General features: G+C 59.7%; 18 protein-coding genes. 7 read left to right on the top strand and 11 right to left on the bottom strand.

The window, feature by feature from the left end; genetic code table 11:
* The first annotated feature begins 117 nt into the window (after positions 1-117).
* The 4 genes from CYR32_RS08395 (at position 118) to CYR32_RS08380 (ending at position 4,423) form a co-directional block, all read left to right on the top strand.
* The gene (locus tag CYR32_RS08395) at positions 118-2,022 is read left to right on the top strand and encodes an ABC transporter ATP-binding protein (protein ID WP_101823927.1); all 1,905 of its coding nucleotides are present in this window, start codon (positions 118-120) and stop codon (positions 2,020-2,022) included.
* Between the two features lie 198 nt (positions 2,023-2,220).
* Positions 2,221-3,204, top strand: coding sequence for a hydrolase (locus CYR32_RS08390; RefSeq protein ID WP_101823926.1), 984 nt, complete (start codon positions 2,221-2,223; stop codon positions 3,202-3,204).
* Entirely contained in the window at positions 3,201-3,437 is a 237-nt protein-coding gene (locus CYR32_RS08385) for a YheU family protein (RefSeq protein ID WP_101823925.1), read from the top strand. The genes CYR32_RS08390 and CYR32_RS08385 overlap by 4 nt, the downstream gene beginning before the upstream one ends.
* 116 nt (positions 3,438-3,553) lie before the next feature.
* Complete coding sequence (locus tag CYR32_RS08380; RefSeq protein WP_101823924.1) at positions 3,554-4,423, top strand: phosphoribulokinase; 870 nt, start codon at positions 3,554-3,556, stop codon at positions 4,421-4,423.
* 29 nt (positions 4,424-4,452) lie between these two features.
* Here CYR32_RS08380 and CYR32_RS08375 read toward each other — a convergent pair whose 3' ends face one another.
* Positions 4,453-4,860, bottom strand: coding sequence for an OsmC family protein (locus CYR32_RS08375; RefSeq protein ID WP_101823923.1), 408 nt, complete (start codon positions 4,858-4,860; stop codon positions 4,453-4,455).
* A gap of 331 nt (positions 4,861-5,191) precedes the next feature.
* Here CYR32_RS08375 and crp point away from each other — a divergent pair, with 331 nt between their 5' ends.
* Positions 5,192-5,824, top strand: a complete 633-nt coding sequence (gene crp / locus CYR32_RS08370) for a cAMP-activated global transcriptional regulator CRP (RefSeq protein WP_004090925.1) — start codon at positions 5,192-5,194, stop codon at positions 5,822-5,824.
* 59 nt (positions 5,825-5,883) lie between these two features.
* Positions 5,884-8,022, top strand: coding sequence for a YccS/YhfK family putative transporter (locus CYR32_RS08365; RefSeq protein ID WP_101823922.1), 2,139 nt, complete (start codon positions 5,884-5,886; stop codon positions 8,020-8,022).
* On the opposite strand, the gene argD is transcribed toward CYR32_RS08365, so the two are convergent.
* The 5 genes from argD to ppiA form a co-directional block, all read right to left on the bottom strand.
* Positions 8,012-9,229, bottom strand: a complete 1,218-nt coding sequence (gene argD / locus CYR32_RS08360; protein WP_101823921.1) for a bifunctional acetylornithine/succinyldiaminopimelate transaminase — start codon at positions 9,227-9,229, stop codon at positions 8,012-8,014. The two genes, CYR32_RS08365 and argD, sit on opposite strands and share 11 nt — an antisense overlap.
* A 137-nt stretch (positions 9,230-9,366) precedes the next feature.
* Positions 9,367-9,942 (bottom strand): aminodeoxychorismate synthase component II, encoded by a 576-nt coding sequence (locus tag CYR32_RS08355; protein WP_101823920.1) that lies wholly within the window; start codon positions 9,940-9,942, stop codon positions 9,367-9,369.
* Positions 9,943-9,974: 32 nt separating this feature from the next.
* Positions 9,975-10,577 carry a putative adenosine monophosphate-protein transferase Fic gene (locus CYR32_RS08350; protein ID WP_101823919.1) on the bottom strand — a complete coding sequence of 201 codons (603 nt, stop codon included), beginning with the start codon at positions 10,575-10,577 and terminating at the stop codon, positions 9,975-9,977.
* Positions 10,567-10,725 (bottom strand): YhfG family protein, encoded by a 159-nt coding sequence (locus tag CYR32_RS08345; RefSeq protein ID WP_101823960.1) that lies wholly within the window; start codon positions 10,723-10,725, stop codon positions 10,567-10,569. The genes CYR32_RS08350 and CYR32_RS08345 overlap by 11 nt, the downstream gene beginning before the upstream one ends.
* A 174-nt stretch (positions 10,726-10,899) precedes the next feature.
* Positions 10,900-11,469 carry a peptidylprolyl isomerase A gene (ppiA, locus tag CYR32_RS08340; protein WP_101823918.1) on the bottom strand — a complete coding sequence of 190 codons (570 nt, stop codon included), beginning with the start codon at positions 11,467-11,469 and terminating at the stop codon, positions 10,900-10,902.
* Between the two features lie 402 nt (positions 11,470-11,871).
* On the opposite strand from ppiA, the gene tsgA reads away from it, so the two are divergent.
* Complete coding sequence (gene tsgA, locus CYR32_RS08335; RefSeq protein ID WP_101823917.1) at positions 11,872-13,065, top strand: MFS transporter TsgA; 1,194 nt, start codon at positions 11,872-11,874, stop codon at positions 13,063-13,065.
* A 115-nt stretch (positions 13,066-13,180) separates the two neighbouring features.
* Here tsgA and trpS read toward each other — a convergent pair whose 3' ends face one another.
* The 5 genes from trpS to CYR32_RS08310 form a co-directional block, all read right to left on the bottom strand.
* Positions 13,181-14,185 carry a tryptophan--tRNA ligase gene (gene trpS, locus CYR32_RS08330; RefSeq protein ID WP_101823916.1) on the bottom strand — a complete coding sequence of 335 codons (1,005 nt, stop codon included), beginning with the start codon at positions 14,183-14,185 and terminating at the stop codon, positions 13,181-13,183.
* 2 nt (positions 14,186-14,187) lie between these two features.
* Positions 14,188-14,883, bottom strand: coding sequence for a phosphoglycolate phosphatase (locus CYR32_RS08325; RefSeq protein ID WP_101823915.1), 696 nt, complete (start codon positions 14,881-14,883; stop codon positions 14,188-14,190).
* A complete protein-coding gene (gene rpe, locus CYR32_RS08320; protein WP_101823914.1) occupies positions 14,876-15,553 on the bottom strand; it encodes a ribulose-phosphate 3-epimerase in 678 nt (225 codons plus the stop codon). Before rpe ends, CYR32_RS08325 begins: the two co-directional genes overlap by 8 nt.
* 67 nt (positions 15,554-15,620) lie before the next feature.
* Positions 15,621-16,439, bottom strand: a complete 819-nt coding sequence (gene dam, locus CYR32_RS08315; protein ID WP_101823913.1) for an adenine-specific DNA-methyltransferase — start codon at positions 16,437-16,439, stop codon at positions 15,621-15,623.
* 81 nt (positions 16,440-16,520) lie between these two features.
* Positions 16,521-17,477, bottom strand: coding sequence for an SPOR domain-containing protein (locus CYR32_RS08310; protein ID WP_101823912.1), 957 nt, complete (start codon positions 17,475-17,477; stop codon positions 16,521-16,523).
* Positions 17,478-17,513 lie beyond the last annotated feature (36 nt).

The following is a 17,513-nucleotide window of genomic DNA, read 5'->3' as shown; positions in this document are numbered from 1 at the left end:
GGATTTTCCGTTACCATGCTCCGCAAGATTAGATCAGGACGCCTGGCGTCTGGTTACCACGCTTTGTGGTCAGCTTACCGGTCGTTAATTTAACATATTTTAAACATACGGCGCTTTATGATTGTTTTCTCCTCGCTTCAAATACGACGTGGCACCCGGGTTCTGCTCGATAACGCCACCGCGACGGTTAACCCGGGCCAGAAAGTCGGGCTGGTGGGCAAAAACGGTTGTGGTAAATCTACCCTGCTTTCGTTGCTGAAAGGTGAAATGAGCGCCGATGCCGGCAGCCTCACCTTCCCCGGCAACTGGGCGCTGGCGTGGGTCAACCAGGAGACGCCGGCGCTGGATGTGCCGGCGCTGGAGTATGTGATTGACGGCGACCGCGAGTTCCGCCAGTTAGAGGCAGAGCTGGCCCGCGCCAACGAACGCAACGACGGCAACGCGATTGCGCTGGTCCACGGCAAGCTGGACGCCATCCAGGCCTGGACGATCCAGTCCCGCGCGGCCAGCCTGCTGCACGGGCTGGGCTTCTCCCAGAGCCAGCTCCAGCAACCGGTGAAAGATTTCTCCGGCGGCTGGCGGATGCGCCTGAACCTGGCGCAGGCGCTGGTCTGCCGCTCCGATCTGCTGCTGCTGGATGAGCCGACCAACCACCTCGATCTTGATGCGGTGATCTGGCTGGAGAAGTGGCTGAAAAGCTACCCCGGCACGCTGCTGCTGATTTCGCACGACCGCGATTTCCTCGACCCGATTGTCGACAAAATCCTGCACATCGAGCAGCAGGCCCTGAACGAATACACCGGCAACTACTCCTCCTTTGAGCGCCAGCGCGTCACCAAACTGGCCCAGCAGCAGTCGCTTTACCAGAGCCAGCAGGAGAAAGTGGCCCACCTGCAAAGCTATATTGACCGTTTCCGCGCCAAAGCCACCAAGGCCAAACAGGCGCAGAGCCGCATCAAGATGCTGGAGCGCATGGAGCTTATCGCCCCGGCGCATGTAGACAACCCGTTCCACTTCAGCTTCCGCGCGCCGGAGAGCCTGCCTGACCCGTTGCTGCGCATGGAGAAAGTCAGCGCCGGGTATGGCGAGCGCACCATCCTCGACTCCATCAAACTGAACCTGGTGCCCGGCTCGCGCATTGGCCTGCTGGGCCGCAACGGGGCCGGGAAATCGACCCTGATCAAGCTGCTGGCCGGGACGCTGCAACCGCAGCAGGGGGAAATCGGGCTGGCGAAAGGGGTCAAGCTCGGCTACTTCGCCCAGCATCAGCTGGAGTTCCTGCGCGCCGATGAGTCACCGCTCCAGCACCTGAGCCGGCTGGCCCCGCGTGAGCTGGAACAGCAACTGCGGGACTACCTGGGCGGGTTTGGTTTCCAGGGCGATCAGGTCACCGACAAGACCGAGCGCTTCTCCGGCGGTGAAAAAGCGCGGCTGGTGCTGGCGCTGATCGTCTGGCAGCGCCCCAACCTGCTGCTGCTCGACGAACCCACCAACCACCTCGACCTCGATATGCGCCAGGCGCTGACCGAAGCGCTGATCGACTTCGAAGGGGCGCTGGTGGTGGTCTCGCACGATCGCCACCTGTTACGCTCCACCACGGACGACCTCTATCTGGTGCATGGCGGCAAGGTTGAGCAGTTTGACGGTGACCTGGAAGATTATCAGCAGTGGCTGGTGGATCTGCAACGCCAGGAGAGCCAGCAGGATGCGCCCGCCAAAGAGTCCGGCAGCAACAGCGCCCAGGCGCGCAAAGACCAGAAGCGGCGCGAGGCGGAGTTGCGCAGCCAGACGCAGCCGCTGCGCAAGAAATTGCTGCAACTGGAGAAGCAGATGGAAAAGCTGGGCGTTGAACTCGCGGCCGCGGAAACCCAACTGGGTGACACCAGCCTCTACGACCCAGGCCGCAAAGCGGATCTGACCGCCTGCCTGCAGAGCCAGGCGCAGGCGAAGTCGGCGCTGGAGGAGGCGGAGATGGCGTGGCTGGAGATTCAGGAGCAGCTGGAGCAGTTTGACCTGGAGTAACGCCTGTCAACCCCGTACGCAGAAGCCCGGTGATGCCGGGCTTTTTTATTCCTCCGGCCTCCAGGGCCGGAAATTCCGCGCCGGGAAGCGGGCGCGCGCCGCATTCCGGTTATAGGATATGATGAACACTATCCGGCAACTGTGTTGATCGACGCACAGGCACCGCCGCCCCTACTGATAAAGAAAAACAGTCCTCTTATGCACGACACCTTTCAGGCGATGCGCGGCGCCCGTAACCCGCACCTGCAAACGCTGCTGCCACGGCTCTACCGGCGGCAGGCGCTGCTGACCCCGCACTGGCAGCGGCTGGAGCTGCCCGACGGGGATTTCGTCGATCTCGCCTGGAGCGAACCTCCGGCACAGGCGGTGCATAAACCGCGGGTGGTGCTGTTCCACGGCCTGGAGGGGAGCTTCTACAGCCCCTATGCGCATGGGCTGCTGCACGCCTGGCAGCAGCGCGGCTGGCTCGGCGTGGTGATGCACTTCCGTGGATGCAGCGGCGAGGCCAACCGCCTGAAGCGCATCTACCACTCTGGGGAGACCGAAGATGCCCGCTTCTTCCTGCGCTGGCTGGAGGAGACGCATGGCCGCGTCCCCACGGCGGCGGTGGGCGTTTCGCTGGGCGGCAATATGCTGGCCTGCTACCTTGGGGAGGAGGCGGAATGCGCGCGCCTCAACGCGGCAGTGATCGTCTCCGCCCCGCTGCTGCTGGAGCCGTGCTCGCAAAAGCTGGAGCAAGGGTTTTCGCGCTTTTATCAGCGCTACCTGCTCGACCAGCTCAAACGCAATGCCACGCGTAAATTGCAGGCCTACCCCGACACCCTGCCGATTAACCTGCAACAGCTGAAAAGGCTGCGGCGTCTGCGCGATTTTGATGATGCCATCACCGCCCGCGCCCACGGCTTCGATGACGCCCTGGATTACTACCGCCGGTGCAGCGCCATGCCGCTGCTGCCGCGCATTACCACGCCCCTGCTGATCATCCATGCCAGGGACGACCCCTTTATGACCGACGCCGTCATCCCCGATGCCGGCCAGCTGCCTGCCAATGTCGAGTATCAGCTGACGGAGCACGGCGGCCATGTTGGTTTTGTCAGCGGCAGCTTTAAGCGCCCGCAGATGTGGCTGGAGCAGCGGATCCCCGCCTGGCTGGCCCCCTATTTACAGGAGCCTGAGAGATGATTATTCCCTGGAAAGAGCTGGACAGCGACACGCTGGACAACCTGATAGAAGCCTTTGTACTGCGTGAAGGCACCGATTATGGCGAACATGAGCGCACCCTGACGCAGAAAGTAGAGGATGTACGTCGTCAGCTGAAAAGCGGCGAGGTGGTGCTGGTCTGGTCTGAGCTGCATGAGTCAGTGAATATCATGCCGCGCGGCCAGTTCCGGGGGGACGCCCAGGAACAGGGATGAGGTCATGCGGCGGCCCGCCGCCGCTGGCTGCCTGCGCATAATTATGATAACACTGTCATTAATTATGCTGATTGCACGGTATGCAGGCATCACCCCTTAACGGAGTTCTGAACACTATGTCAGCCAAACACCCGATCATCGCCGTCACCGGTTCCAGCGGTGCCGGCACCACCACCACCAGCCTGGCGTTCCGGAAAATTTTCCAGGATCTGAACCTGCACGCTGCTGAGCTGGAGGGCGACAGCTTCCACCGTTACACCCGCCCGGAGATGGACATGGCGATCCGCAAGGCGCGCGATCTGGGGCGGCATATCAGCTATTTCGGCCCTGAGGCCAATGACTTCGGCCTGCTGGAACAATCCTTTATTCACTACGGGCAGGACGGCACCGGCCGTTCGCGTAAATACCTCCATACCTATGATGAAGCGGTGCCCTACAACCAGGTGCCGGGCACCTTTACCCCGTGGCACCCACTGCCGGAAAATACCGATGTGCTGTTCTATGAAGGGCTGCACGGCGGCGTGGTCACGGATCTGCACGACGTGGCGCAACATGTCGATCTGCTGGTCGGCGTGGTGCCGATCGTTAACCTGGAGTGGATCCAGAAATTGATCCGCGACACCAGCGAGCGCGGCCACTCACGGGAAGCGGTGATGGATTCGGTGGTGCGGTCAATGGAGGACTACATCAACTACATTACGCCGCAGTTCTCCCGCACCCACATCAACTTCCAGCGCGTGCCGACGGTCGACACCTCGAACCCGTTTGCTGCCAAGGCGATCCCGTCACTGGATGAGAGCTTTGTGGTGATCCACTTCCGCGGGCTGGATTCGATCGATTTCCCCTACCTGCTGGCGATGCTGCAAGGGTCATTTATTTCGCACATCAATACGCTGGTGGTGCCGGGCGGCAAAATGGGGCTGGCGATGGAGCTGATCATGGGGCCGCTGGTGGCACGGCTGCTGGAAGGGAAAAAGATTATCTGATACCGGGCGGCGCAGGCCGCCCGGCTGGCTTACTCAACGCTGATAATGTCGAAGCTGTGGCTGACCTCTGCGGCCTTGCCCAGCATCAGCGAAACAGAGCAGTACTTCTCGGCTGAAAGATTGACCGCGCGCTCGACCACTTTGTCCGTCAGCCCTTTGCCGGTGACCACAAAATGCAGATTGATATGCGTAAAGGTGCGCGGCGCCTCTTCACGCCGTTCTGAGGTCAGGCGCACTTCGCAGTCGCGCACGTCGTTGCGCCCTTTCTGCAGAATAGAGACCACATCAATTGCGCTGCAACCGCCGACGGACATCAGCACCATCTCCATCGGGCTCGGCGCTTTATCCCCGGCGTTGCCGTCCATCAGCACCTGATGGCCCGAGGCGGATTCGCCCATAAACGTCAGCCCTTCAACCCACTTTACCCGTGCCTGCATACGCTATTCTCCGGTTATTTTCTTAAAACAGCCTACCCTGTCACAGTAAAACAGGCAATCAGGCCGATCTTCATCATGCTGAAGCGAGACAACAGAAGACACCCGGTTCTGGCTGTGATAAAACAAACCCGAAACAAAATGTTCTGTATGGAGCAAGGTCAGGTTTTCAACGGAGCGGCGGAACTGCCCGATGCTTCTTTTTCAGCCGTTACCTTGCAGCATTATCAGACAGTTAATACTCTACAACGATACCTATTTTTATAAGAACGCCGTACAGGGAACTCTGAGCCCTGTGATTTTGGGCAGCGATTACAACAGAGGATAAAAGCAAATGGTTCTCGGCAAACCGCAAACAGACCCTACTCTCGAATGGTTCCTGTCTCATTGTCATATTCATAAATACCCGTCCAAAAGTACGCTGATTCACCAGGGTGAAAAAGCAGAAACGCTCTACTACATCGTGAAAGGCTCGGTTGCCGTGCTGATCAAAGATGAAGAGGGCAAAGAGATGATCCTCTCTTACCTCAACCAGGGAGATTTCATCGGTGAGCTTGGCCTGTTTGAAGAGGGCCAGGAGCGCAGCGCATGGGTGCGCGCCAAAACCGCCTGTGAAGTCGCGGAGATCTCTTACAAGAAATTCCGCCAGCTTATCCAGGTCAACCCGGACATTCTGATGCGCCTCTCCGCGCAGATGGCAAGCCGCCTGCAGGTGACGTCAGAGAAAGTCGGCAATTTAGCTTTCCTGGATGTAACCGGCCGCATCGCGCAGACTTTGCTGAACCTGGCAAAACAGCCCGACGCCATGACCCACCCGGATGGCATGCAGATCAAAATCACCCGTCAGGAGATCGGCCAGATTGTGGGGTGCTCCCGCGAAACGGTCGGCCGTATCCTAAAAATGCTGGAAGATCAGAACCTGATCTCCGCCCACGGTAAGACGATTGTCGTTTACGGCACCCGTTAATCCCTCGTAAAACGGCTCAGCCGCGGAACCCGCGCTGCGCCGTTGTCGTGTGACTCTTCATGTGGCGTAGGCTTATCTACCATCCTGAGGTCAATTACGCGCTCAGACAAACGCTGGTGCTTTGTCTGCCGGCGGCCATTGCCCTGCTGTTCGGCCAGCTACAGACCGGCCTGCTGTTCTCCCTGGTGCCCGCCTGCTGCAACATCGCCGGCCTCGATACCCCGCACAAACGCTATTTCAGACGCCTGGCCATCGGTGGTTCGCTGTTTGCCGTGTGCAGCCTGGTGCTGCAACTGCTGCTGCTCTACGCCCACTGGCCGTTGCCGCTGATCATGCTGGCGCTGGCGCTGCTGCTCGGCGTGACCGGCGAAATCAGCCCGCTGCATGGCCGCCTGCTGAACGGCACCCTGGTGGCAGCGATCTTTACCCTGAGCATGGCCGGCACCGCCCCCCTGTGGCAGGCACCGGGCCTGTTTGTGCTCGGCACCCTCTGGTACGGGTTGTTTACCTGGGGCTGGTTCCGCCTCTGGAAGGAGCAGCCGATGCGCGAAAGCCTCAGCCTGCTCTACCGCGAGCTGGGGGATTACCTGGAAGCGAAATACCGCCTGCTGACCCAGCACATCGACCCGGACACCGCACTGCCACCGCTGCTGAAACGCCAGCAGAAAGTGATGGAGCTGATCGTCCAGAACTACCAGCAGCTGCATATGCTTGCCAGCGAAAACAACCCGCACAATAAGCGGCTGTTCCGCACTTTTCAGGTGGCGCTGGATCTGCAGGAGCACATTACCGTCAGCCTGCACCAGCCGGAAGAGGTACAGAAGCTGGTGGCGCAGAGCCAGGCAGAGGCGATTATCCGCCGGAATGCAGAGGTGATTGCCCAGCGGCTGCGCATGATCGCCGATGACATCCTCTACCACCGCCGCCCCGGCCCCTTTGCGATGGACAAAGAGCTACAGGCGCTGGAGAAGCTCGCCAACCGCTACCACGATAACCCGGTCGGCCAGTTCTGCTACTACCACTTCAGCCGTATCGCCCGCCTGCTGCACACCCAGCGCCCGCTCTACCGCCGTGATCTGATGGCGACCCAGAACCGCCTGCCGTTCTGGCCGGCCCTGCGCCGCTACCTCTCCTGGAAGTCGATGTCCCTGCGCAACGCGGCGCGGGTCGGGGTCATGCTGGCGACCGGCAGCACCCTCGGCCTGTTCTTTGACCTGCCGAAACCTTACTGGGTCTTGCTGACGTCGCTGCTGGTGATCCAGAACGGCTATAACGCCACCCGCGTGCGCATCCAGCACCGGGCCGTCGGCACCCTGGCCGGGCTGGTGATCGCCGCGGGCGTCCTGCATCTGCAACTGCACCAGGGGATTATGCTCGGGCTGATGGTGCTGATCATGCTGCCCTCCTATCTGGTGCTGCGCAAAAACTACGGGCTGGCGATGGTCGGGCTGACGGTCACTGCCGTCTATACCCTGCAACTGGTGACGCAAAACGGCATCAATTTCCTGCTCCCACGGCTGGTGGACACCCTGCTCGGCTGCGGTCTGGCGCTCGGCAGCACCATCTGGCTCTGGCCCCAGTGGCAGAGCGGCCTGCTGCGGGAGAACGCCCATCAGGCGCTGGAAGCCGATCAGGAGGCAATCCGCCTGCTGTTGCAGGAAGACCCCGACCCGGCGAAGCTGGCCTATGCGCGTGTGATGGCCAACCAGGCGCATAACACGCTTTACACCTCCCTGAACCAGGCGATGCAGGAGCCGGGCTTTAACTCCCGCTATCTGGCGGATATGCGCCTGTGGGTGATGCACAGCCAGTCGATTGTGGAACACCTCAACGCCATGACCATTCTGGCGCGCGAACATGAGGTGATGACGCCGGTACTGGCGCAGGCCTATCTGGAGACCAGCGAGATCGCCATCCAGAGCTGCCAGCAGCGGCTGATGTATGATGGCCCCGCCGACGGCGGCCAGAGCCAGCGCCCGATGTTCCGCGCGCCGGACAGTGCGCCGGAGATCCCGCTCACGGAGATGGAGCGGCACCTGCAACGCATCATTGCCCACCTCAGCGTGATGAATACCATTTCATCCCTGGCCTGGCCGCAGCGCCCGCACCACGGCATCTGGCTCATCCGCCACCCGGCAAAGGATAAAAAAAACCGCCCGGAGGCGGTTTCGCAAGGTGAAGATCGCGTTACGCGCTGACCACTGCCGCAATCGCCTTCTCCAGCCGCGCCATGCCCTCTTTGATGTCCTCAAACTCGATCACCAGTGACGGCGCAAGGCGCATGACGTCCGGCCCGGCGTTCAGCAGCATCAGCCCCTGGGCTGCCGCGGCCATCAGGATTTCACGCGCTTTGCCGCGGTAGGGCTCGCTCAGCTCGGCCCCGATCAGCAGGCCCATGCCGCGCACCTCGTTAAACACCTGATGTTTGTGGTTAATTTCCTCTAAGGCGCTCAGGAAGTGCTGGCGGCGCTCCTCTATCCCGGCCAGTACCGCCGGGGTGTTGATGGTGTCGAGCGCGGCTTCAGCCACGGCGCAGGCCAGCGGGTTGCCGCCGTAGGTGGTGCCGTGAGTGCCGACCGTCATTGCGGAGGCGATCTCCACAGTGGTCAGCATCGCGCTGACCGGGAAGCCGCCGCCCAGCGCCTTGGCGGTGGTGAGAATATCGGGCGTGACGCCATAGTTCATGTAGCTGAACAGTTTGCCGCTGCGGCCCATGCCGCTCTGCACTTCATCAAACACCAGCAGTGCCTGGTGCTCGTCGCACAGTGCCCGCAGGCCCTGCAAAAAGGCCGGATCGGCCGGGGTCACGCCGCCCTCGCCCTGAATCGGCTCGACCACGATGGCGCAGGTGTGGTCATCTATCACCGCTTTCACCGCATCGAGATCGTTATAAGGCACGTGGACGATGTCCGCCGGTTTCGGGCCGAAGCCATCGGAATATTTCGGCTGGCCGCCGACAGAGACGGTAAACAGCGTGCGGCCGTGGAAGGCGTTATGGAATGCGATGATTTTGCTTTTATAAGGGCTGTGGCGGTGGGACGCATAATAACGCGCCAGCTTGAAGGCGGCCTCGTTAGCCTCGGCACCGGAATTCGCAAAAAAGACCCGCTCGGCAAAGGTGGCGTCGATCAGCTTTTTCGCCAGCCGCAGTGCCGGCTCATTGGTGAAGACGTTGCTGACATGCCACAGGGTTTCGCCCTGCTGATGCAGCGCCGCCACCAGCGCCGGGTGGCAATGGCCGAGCGCCGTCACGGCGATGCCGCCTGCGAAATCCACGTACTCTTTGCCCTGCTGATCCCAAACGCGGCTGCCCTTGCCCTTCACCGGGATAAACTGTGCCGGTGCATAAACAGGCAAAATTACCTGATCAAAGGTGTCACGCCCTACTGCTGCTTTCTCTGTCATACCGCTCTCCATCTGCCGTTAGATCAGCCGGCACGAGCCTCGCCCGCGTCAACATGTGAAATTATAATCACGAAATATGCATAATAAATCACACAGCAGCAACCTGAAAAGCGGTGGGGCAGAAAATAATCGCCGCTTTACTGCCGGAGGAAGTTCTCCAGCAGCTGTAACCCCTGCTCGCTCAGGATGCTCTCGGGGTGAAACTGCACCCCCTCCAGCGGCAGGCTGCGGTGGCGGATGCCCATGATCTCATCCTGTGCGCCGTCACGCTCTGTCCAGGCCGTCACGCTGAAGCAGTCCGGCAGGCTCTCCGGGTCAATCACCAGCGAGTGGTAACGCGTCACCGTCAGGGGCTGATTAAGCTGCCGGAACACGCCCCGGCCGTCATGCACAATGCGCGAAGTCTTGCCGTGCATCACCTGGCGCGCCCGCACGATGCTCGCCCCGAAACTCTGTGCCATCGCCTGATGCCCAAGGCAGACTCCGAGAATCGGCAACTTACCGGCAAAATGGCGGATGGCAGCCAGAGAGATGCCTGCCTCATCGGGCGTGCATGGCCCCGGCGAGATCACCAGCTGTTCAGGGGCCATCTGTTCAATCATCGTCAGGGTCAATTGGTCATTACGGACAACCTGTACCTCAGCGCCAAGCTGGCAGAAATATTGGTACAGGTTATAGGTGAAGGAGTCGTAGTTATCTATCAGCAACAGCATAAGTCATTCCGGCAAACTATCTCCGGGCAATTCTACGCACTTTCGCCGGGCTCACTCACGACTTTATTGAAGATGGCGGTCAATTCCGTCAGGTCACCGAACGCAGCTTTTTCGTTGGCCGTTACCCAGGCCGCATGATCGGTCTGTGACCAGTCGATCAGATACCCGGCGTGGATCACCAGTTGCTCAAAGAAAATCCGTTGCGCCCGGCCGTTGCCTTCACGGAACGGGTGCAGCACATTCAGCTCACAATAGTAGTAGGCCAGCCGCTCCACCAGCGTGTCGCGCGGCAGATCTGCCAGATAATCCTCATCTTCCAGCGCCTGCATCAGCGCATTGCCCTCTTTTTCGATATAGGCAAAGTGGCAGAAGCGGGTGTCCTGTTTGTAGATGTCCATCTCGCGCAGCTCACCGGCCCAGGCGTAGAGATCCTGGAACAGCGCCTGATGGATGGCGCACAGGTGCGGCAACCCGCACTCACGCGGGCCAAGCTCAATGGTTGCGGCGCGCAGCGGCGTCAGCACCTGCTCCGCCTCCAGCAGCGTGGCGGCCTTGCGGATGCCCAGCTTGTTTTTCAGCACCTGCGAGTTGGCATACAGATAGGGATCGGCCCCGTCACCAAACTTATCGTTCATACTCAGCCCTCACCTGCTCAATACGTGCCAACGCCTGCTCCGCAGTGAGCGTCACGGCCTCTACCTGGTAACCATCAAGCGCCATACTTGCCTGGAAATTGGCATTTTTGTGTTGCTGAAACAGCTTCTCTTTCTGTTTCTGCGTCATCTTCTTCGCCACAGCAGACCTCCTTTTGGGCGGGTGATGCCTCCGGTAATGACAGGCGATGCCTGCCGGTATGCGGCTAAGTATAGACAGTGGTACCGGGGGAAGCGGGCAGAAGCGCGGATTATCGCCAGAGGGGGAGCAGCAGGCCGGCGCGTTTGCCGGCCTGACAGCAGGTTACGGCAGGACTTTGGCAGACTGGATAATGATAGGTTTGGACGGCACATTCTGGTACGGGCCGACATTCTCACTTTTCACCTGGGAGATCTTGTCGACCACGTCCATGCCTTTCACCACTTTCCCGAACACGGCATAACCGAAGTCGCGCTGGCCGTGGTCAAGGAAGGCGTTGTCCGCCACGTTGATAAAGAACTGGCTGGTGGCGCTGTCTTTATCGGCGGTGCGGGCCATGGCGAGGGTGCCGCGCAGGTTACGCAGGCCGTTGTCCGCTTCATTCTTAATCGGCGCATTGGTGATTTTCTGCTGCATATCGGCAGTGAAGCCGCCGCCCTGCACCATAAAGCCCGGAATGACGCGATGGAAAATGGTGTTGTTATAGTAACCACTCTGGACGTAATCGATAAAATTCTTCACGGAAACCGGGGCTTTCTGACTATCCAGCTCCAGCTCAATATTTCCCGCTGACGTGGTAAGCATGACATGTGTCTCTGCCGCGGCCATCGCCGCCGGGGACAATGCGGCCAGGGAAAACAGCGTGGCGAAGGCCACTAACGTACGTTTGAACATGAACGGGTTCCTTTCTCCGGATACAAACAACACAAACGCCTTGATTCTAAAGAGGCTCCCCCACCCGCGCCAGCGCTTTACTTTTATTTACTTTAACAAAAAGTGTACGCATTCTTACGGATGTGAATCATTTGTAAAATGCCGGCCCTATCTTACCTGACCGGCCCGGCGATTTTTGCGTTGGTGCCCCGGTTCACGGTGCCTGACAGCGAAATCCGGATGTTAAATCGGTGAGACCCGACAACCTTTTCGGATTTATTGCATTCATTACACGCGAACTACGAGATACGTCACAAATTAATCCAGACCCTGTGTTACGATTCTGCGCTTCACGCCTGACCCTTCAGGCGGATTGCCAGTTCACACCCCACACTTATGTTCAACTGACAACCAGGCACGTCTATGACTAACAGCAATCGAATCAGGCTCACATGGATTAGTTTCTTCTCCTACGCACTTACCGGCGCGTTGGTGATCGTCACCGGGATGGTGATGGGAAATATCGCGCAGTACTTCAACCTGCCGATTTCCAGCATGAGTAACACCTTTACCTTTTTAAACGCCGGTATTCTGGTCTCTATTTTCCTTAACGCCTGGCTGATGGAAATTATTGCCCTGAAGCGTCAGCTGATCTTTGGCTTCTTCCTGATGCTGGTCGCCATTGTCGGCCTGATGAACAGCCATAGCCTGGCGGTGTTCTCCGGCTGTATGTTCATTCTCGGCGTGGTCAGCGGCATTACCATGTCGATCGGCACCTTCCTGATCACCCATATCTATGAAGGCCGCCAGCGCGGTTCCCGCCTGCTGTTTACCGACTCCTTCTTCAGCATGGCCGGGACGCTGTTCCCGATTATCGCCGCCGCCCTGCTGGCGCGCAGCATCGCCTGGTACTGGGTCTATGCCTGCATCGGCGTTATCTACATCGCCATCTTTATCCTGACGCTGATGTCTGACTTCCCGAAACTGGGCAACGACGCACCGAAAGCGGCGCAGTCAGTGAAAAAAGAGAAATGGGGCATCGGTGTGCTGTTCCTGTCCGTGGCGGCGCTTTGCTACATCCTCGGCCAGCTCGGCTTTATCCAGTGGGTGCCGACCTATGCGGCCAAGCAGTTCAATATGGACATCACCCAGGCGGGCAGCCTGGTGAGTAACTTCTGGACGGCCTATATGGTCGGCATGTGGGTCTTCAGCGCCGTGCTGCGCTTCTTCGACCTGCAACGTATCGTCACTATTCTGGCGGCAGCTTCCACCCTGCTGATGTACCTGTTTATCAGCACCTCAGATGCGTCGCTGCTGCACTATTACATTCTGGGTCTGGGCTTTGTCTCCAGCGCGATTTACACCACGCTGATCACCCTCGGTTCGCAACAGACCCGCGTCTCGTCGCCGAAGCTGGTGAACTTCATCCTGACCTGCGGCACCGTCGGCACCATGCTGACCTTCGTGGTGACCGGCCCGATTGTGGCGAAGAGCGGCGAACACGCAGCGCTGGCTACCGCGAACGGCCTCTATCTGGTGGTGTTCGTGATGTGCCTGCTGCTGGGCTTTGTCACTAAGCACCGGATGCACGGCCACGCCGCCGGCGCAGCCCACTGATTACCTTTCAGCCTTACTCCAGGGTGCCCGCGCGGCACCCTTTTTTTATGCCTGCCACACCCGGCTTTCAGGCATAAAAAAACCGCCCGGAGGCGGTTTTTTCACAGGGTGACGGTTACGGCTGCGCCACAAAACCCACGGCGTCATAGACTTTCTTCAGCGTCTCCTGCGCACGGGCGCGCGCCTTAGCCGCGCCATCACGCATGATCTGCTGCAACAGCGCCTCATCATTGCGGAAATGGTGGTAACGCGCCTGAAGGTCAGTCAGCATGCCGGACACCGCGTCCGCCACTGCCCCTTTCAGGTGGCCATACATCAGCCCCTCAAATTCCGGCTCCAGCTCGGCCACGGTTTTACCGGTCACGCCGGAGAGGATGTCCAGCAGGTTAGAGACGCCTGCCTTGTTGGCGACGTCGTAGCGCACCACCGGCGGCTCGTCGGAATCGGTCATGGCGCGTTTGATTTTCTTCGCCACCGCTTTCGGATCTTCCAGCAGGCCAATCACGTTGTTGCGGTTTTCATCCGACTTGGACATCTTTTTGGTCGGTTCCTGCAGCGACATCACGCGTGCGCCCGATTTCGGGATAAACGGCTCAGGCACTTTAAACACATCGCCGTACAGGGCGTTGAAACGGGCCGCGATGTCACGGCTCAGCTCAAGATGCTGTTTCTGATCTTCGCCTACCGGCACCTGGTTGGTCTGGTAGAGCAGAATGTCTGCCGCCATCAGCACCGGGTAGCTGAACAGGCCGGCGTTGATGTTTTCCGCATAACGGGACGATTTGTCCTTGAACTGCGTCATGCGGCTCAGCTCGCCGAAATAAGTGTAGCAGTTCAGCACCCAGCTCAGCTGCGTGTGCTCCGGCACGTGCGACTGAACAAAAATCGTGCTCTTTTGCGGGTCAATGCCGCAGGCGAGGTAGAGTGCCAGCGTGTCCAGTGTGGCTTTGCGCAGCTTCTCCGCATCCTGGCGTACCGTGATGGCATGAAGATCAACGATGCAGTAAATGCACTCGAACTCATCCTGCATTGTGACCCACTGACGCAGTGCACCCATGTAGTTACCAATGGTTAATTCACCGGATGGCTGTGCGCCGCTAAATACAATGGGCTTACTCATGTTTATGCTTCCTGATTCTTAAAGGATGACAGCCCAAGGGTGGGCAACAGGTCGGCAAAGCGATCTATGACGCAATCGGGCTGACTCAGCGCGATCGCCTCACCATAGTTATAACCGTAGGTCAGGGCGATTGACGGGCAACCGGCTGCCTGTGCGGCCTGAATATCGTTACGGGAATCGCCGACAAAGGCCATCTCCGTTGCCCGGACGCCCAGTTTGCCCAGCATCAGGTAGAGCGGCGCGGGGTGCGGCTTCTTCACCACCACATCATCACCGCCGATGATCAGCGAGAAATAGTCAGCGATGCCCAGCGCCGTCAGCAGCGGGGCCACAAACGGGGTCGGCTTATTGGTGACGAGGCCCATCGGCAGGCCGTGGCGGGCCAGCTGCGCCAGGGTGTCGCGCACCTCCGGGAAGAGCTGGCTGCCGTGTTCTACGGTCTGCGCATAGAAGTGGTCGAACCGGGCGCGGAACGGGGCGGTATCCGGGGTGTTTTCCGGCTGCGCCCAGGCCAGCGCGCGTTCTGCCAGGACATCAGCACCGTTGCCGATCCAGGTGCTGACACGCGCCTCACCGGCCTGCGGTAACCCCGCCTCTGCCAGCGCCAGGTCGATGGCCTGCGCCAGCCCCGGCGCACTGTGTACCAGCGTGCCGTCGAGATCAAAAGCCAGCGCGCGGATCGCGCTGAAATCAGCCACGGGAGACCTTCGCCAGCTCAGCGCGCATCTGATCGATCACCGCACGGTAGTCCGGCGCGTTGAAAATGGCCGAGCCGGCCACGAACATGTCCGCACCCGCGGCCGCGATGTCGCCGATGTTGTCGACCTTCACCCCGCCATCCACTTCCAGGCGGATGTCATAGCCGCTTTCGTCAATGCGCTGGCGTACCTGGCGTAATTTATCCAGCGTATGCGGGATAAAGGACTGCCCGCCGAAGCCGGGGTTCACCGACATCAGCAGGATCACGTCCAGCTTGTCCATGACGTAATCCAGGTAGCTCAGGGGGGTCGCCGGGTTAAATACCATACCCGCTTTGCAGCCGTGGCTTTTGATCAGTTGCAGCGTGCGGTCGATATGTTCGGAGGCTTCCGGATGGAACGAGATATAGCTGGCACCCGCTTCGGCGAAATCCGGCACCAGCCGGTCTACCGGTTTCACCATCAGGTGAACGTCAATCGGCGCGGTAATCCCGTAGTCACGCAGCGCTTTACACACTGCCGGGCCGATAGTCAGGTTCGGGACATAATGGTTGTCCATGACGTCAAAGTGCACCACGTCTGCCCCGGCCGCCAGCACGTTGGCGGTATCTTCACCCAGCCGGGCAAAATCTGCCGATAAAATAGACGGTGCAATCAAAAACTGGTTCATCCGCATCTCCAAACGGTAAGGGTTAGTCAACCTCAGGATCGCGCCCCGCTACCGGGCCGCGCCATCCTCAACGTCTATACAGTGCCAAAAGCTCGTCCACTTTACTACGCCCGAACGCATTACTGCTGATGGTGCGCCGCACCTGGACCACATGCATTTCTGCCGCCTGCTGATACCAGTCGCGCGTCAGCGCCGTGTCGTGGTTGGAGATCAGCACCGGGATCCGGCGCTCAGCCGAAAGCAGCGTCGCCAGGCGCGCCAGCTCCTGCTGATCGGCCACGCCAAAGCCATTGGTGTGGTAAGCCGTGAAATTCGAGGTGGCAGAAAGCGGGGCGTAAGGCGGATCGCAATAGACCACCGCGCCCGGGGCGGCGTTGGTCAGCGTCTGCTGATAGGTTTCGCACACGAAGGTGGCATTACGCGCTTTTTCCGCAAACCAATAGAGTTCATCGTGCGGGAAGTAGGGCCGCTTATAGCGCCCGAACGGCACATTGAATTTACCGCTCAGGTTGTAACGGCAGAGGCCGTTGTAACAGTGGCGGTTGAGATAAAGGAAAAGCTGCGCCCGCTCGTAAGGGTCCGTGCTGCTGTTGAACTGGTCACGCAACCGGTAGAAAGCCGCTTCGTTGTTATGTTCATCACTGAACAACAGGCGTGCATCGCGGACGAAGTCATCCGTGCGGGTCTTGACGATGTTGTAGAGGTTAATCAGATCACTGTTGATGTCAGCCAGGACGTAGGCGTCATACTCCGTGTTGAGAAACACAGAACCGGCACCAACAAAGGGTTCAATCAGGCAGTCACCTTCAGGCAGGTGGCGTTTAATCTCCTCAATCAGGGGATATTTGCCACCGGCCCATTTTAAAAATGCGCGGTTTTTCTTCATGCCGTCGGTTAGCTACTTATACAATTCAGAGCCGCGGAGTGTACTCTACTTTCAGACAGCACATCAGCGCACAACTAAGGTTTATTTCTTCAGGTCCTGCTGTACCTGGCGTACAGGTTTGACCCACGGTTTTTTGGCCTGCACGTCCGCCGGCAGCCGTGCAATCGCCTGCTTCGCTTCTGCTGATGACGCGTAGTTGCCGCTCACCAGCACATACCAGGGTTTCCCGTCACGGCTGGTCTGATAAACCTGATAGTTTGTCAGTTTCTGCTGGCGGGCAAACGCATTCAGTGAGTCGGCGCGGGACGCACTGCTCAGCTGCAGGGTGTAGTGGCTGGCCGGGGCGCTCTGCAATGACTGGGTGCTGCCTGCCGGGGCGGCAGCCGTACGGGCCGGTGCCGTGTGGGCCGGGGCCATTTTTGCCGGTGCCTTCTGCGGTGCGGCGGCATGGGTTTCTGTACGCGCATGGGATTCCGGGCGCGATGCCGGCGCAGCCGGCTTCACTGCCGTGCGCGGTGCCTGCGCAGCGGAGGGTGAAAGGGTCGCCGGGCCAGTCGGCAGTGTGGCAGTGCCCTCACCGCCCATCATCTCCTGGGAAGCCGTATCCACCTGGCTCTGCTGTTGCGACAGCGCATCCGTCATATTACCGGGCAGATCAACACGCTGCTGGCCGGGGGCCGGTTGCGCCGGGGCGGCCTGCGTCGGGGTATCGGAAATCGGCGGCACGCTGATGTCCTGCGGCTGACCGGCCGCCGGGGCATTGGCGGCAGCGGTTGCCGGGGCGCTCTCGTTGCCGGACAGGTTAATATCTTTCGGGGCGTTGGATTGCTGGCTGGCTTCCTGCGGGGTGGGCGCTTTTAACGCCGAACCGATGCCGAGGATAAGCAGCAGCAGCACCAGAATCCCGATGGCAATCATCATGTGCTGGCGCGAAATGGCAAATCGGGGAGCGGAGGAGCGGGAGGCGGAGCGCCGGCGTGCCGGGCGGCGGTCGCTGGTGTCCGGTTTCAGATCGTCTTCGGGTCTTAACTCATCCATCGTCATCCTCCAACTCAGAGGTAAAAGCCTGCATAA

Source organism: Chimaeribacter coloradensis, from assembly GCF_002858715.1.
Lineage (GTDB): Bacteria > Pseudomonadota > Gammaproteobacteria > Enterobacterales > Enterobacteriaceae > Chimaeribacter > Chimaeribacter coloradensis.
The sequence above is the reverse complement of the archived record's forward strand: the minus strand, read 5'-3'. Positions and strand labels throughout refer to the sequence as shown.

Excerpts from the sequence above, each read along its gene's own strand:
- trpS (WP_101823916.1), bottom strand. The coding sequence starts at position 14,185 with ATGAGTAAGCCCATTGTATTTAGCGGCGCACAGCCATCCGGTGAATTA.
- dam (WP_101823913.1), bottom strand. The coding sequence starts at position 16,439 with ATGAAGAAAAACCGCGCATTTTTAAAATGGGCCGGTGGCAAATATCCC.
- CYR32_RS08390 (WP_101823926.1), top strand. The coding sequence starts at position 2,221 with ATGCACGACACCTTTCAGGCGATGCGCGGCGCCCGTAACCCGCACCTG.
- CYR32_RS08310 (WP_101823912.1), bottom strand. The coding sequence starts at position 17,477 with ATGGATGAGTTAAGACCCGAAGACGATCTGAAACCGGACACCAGCGAC.
- argD (WP_101823921.1), bottom strand. The coding sequence starts at position 9,229 with ATGACAGAGAAAGCAGCAGTAGGGCGTGACACCTTTGATCAGGTAATT.
- ppiA (WP_101823918.1), bottom strand. The coding sequence starts at position 11,469 with ATGTTCAAACGTACGTTAGTGGCCTTCGCCACGCTGTTTTCCCTGGCC.
- rpe (WP_101823914.1), bottom strand. The coding sequence starts at position 15,553 with ATGAACCAGTTTTTGATTGCACCGTCTATTTTATCGGCAGATTTTGCC.
- CYR32_RS08365 (WP_101823922.1), top strand. The coding sequence starts at position 5,884 with ATGTGGCGTAGGCTTATCTACCATCCTGAGGTCAATTACGCGCTCAGA.
- CYR32_RS08350 (WP_101823919.1), bottom strand. The coding sequence starts at position 10,577 with ATGAACGATAAGTTTGGTGACGGGGCCGATCCCTATCTGTATGCCAAC.
- tsgA (WP_101823917.1), top strand. The coding sequence starts at position 11,872 with ATGACTAACAGCAATCGAATCAGGCTCACATGGATTAGTTTCTTCTCC.
- CYR32_RS08355 (WP_101823920.1), bottom strand. The coding sequence starts at position 9,942 with ATGCTGTTGCTGATAGATAACTACGACTCCTTCACCTATAACCTGTAC.
- CYR32_RS08345 (WP_101823960.1), bottom strand. The coding sequence starts at position 10,725 with ATGACGCAGAAACAGAAAGAGAAGCTGTTTCAGCAACACAAAAATGCC.
- CYR32_RS08395 (WP_101823927.1), top strand. The coding sequence starts at position 118 with ATGATTGTTTTCTCCTCGCTTCAAATACGACGTGGCACCCGGGTTCTG.
- CYR32_RS08380 (WP_101823924.1), top strand. The coding sequence starts at position 3,554 with ATGTCAGCCAAACACCCGATCATCGCCGTCACCGGTTCCAGCGGTGCC.
- crp (WP_004090925.1), top strand. The coding sequence starts at position 5,192 with ATGGTTCTCGGCAAACCGCAAACAGACCCTACTCTCGAATGGTTCCTG.
- CYR32_RS08385 (WP_101823925.1), top strand. The coding sequence starts at position 3,201 with ATGATTATTCCCTGGAAAGAGCTGGACAGCGACACGCTGGACAACCTG.
- CYR32_RS08375 (WP_101823923.1), bottom strand. The coding sequence starts at position 4,860 with ATGCAGGCACGGGTAAAGTGGGTTGAAGGGCTGACGTTTATGGGCGAA.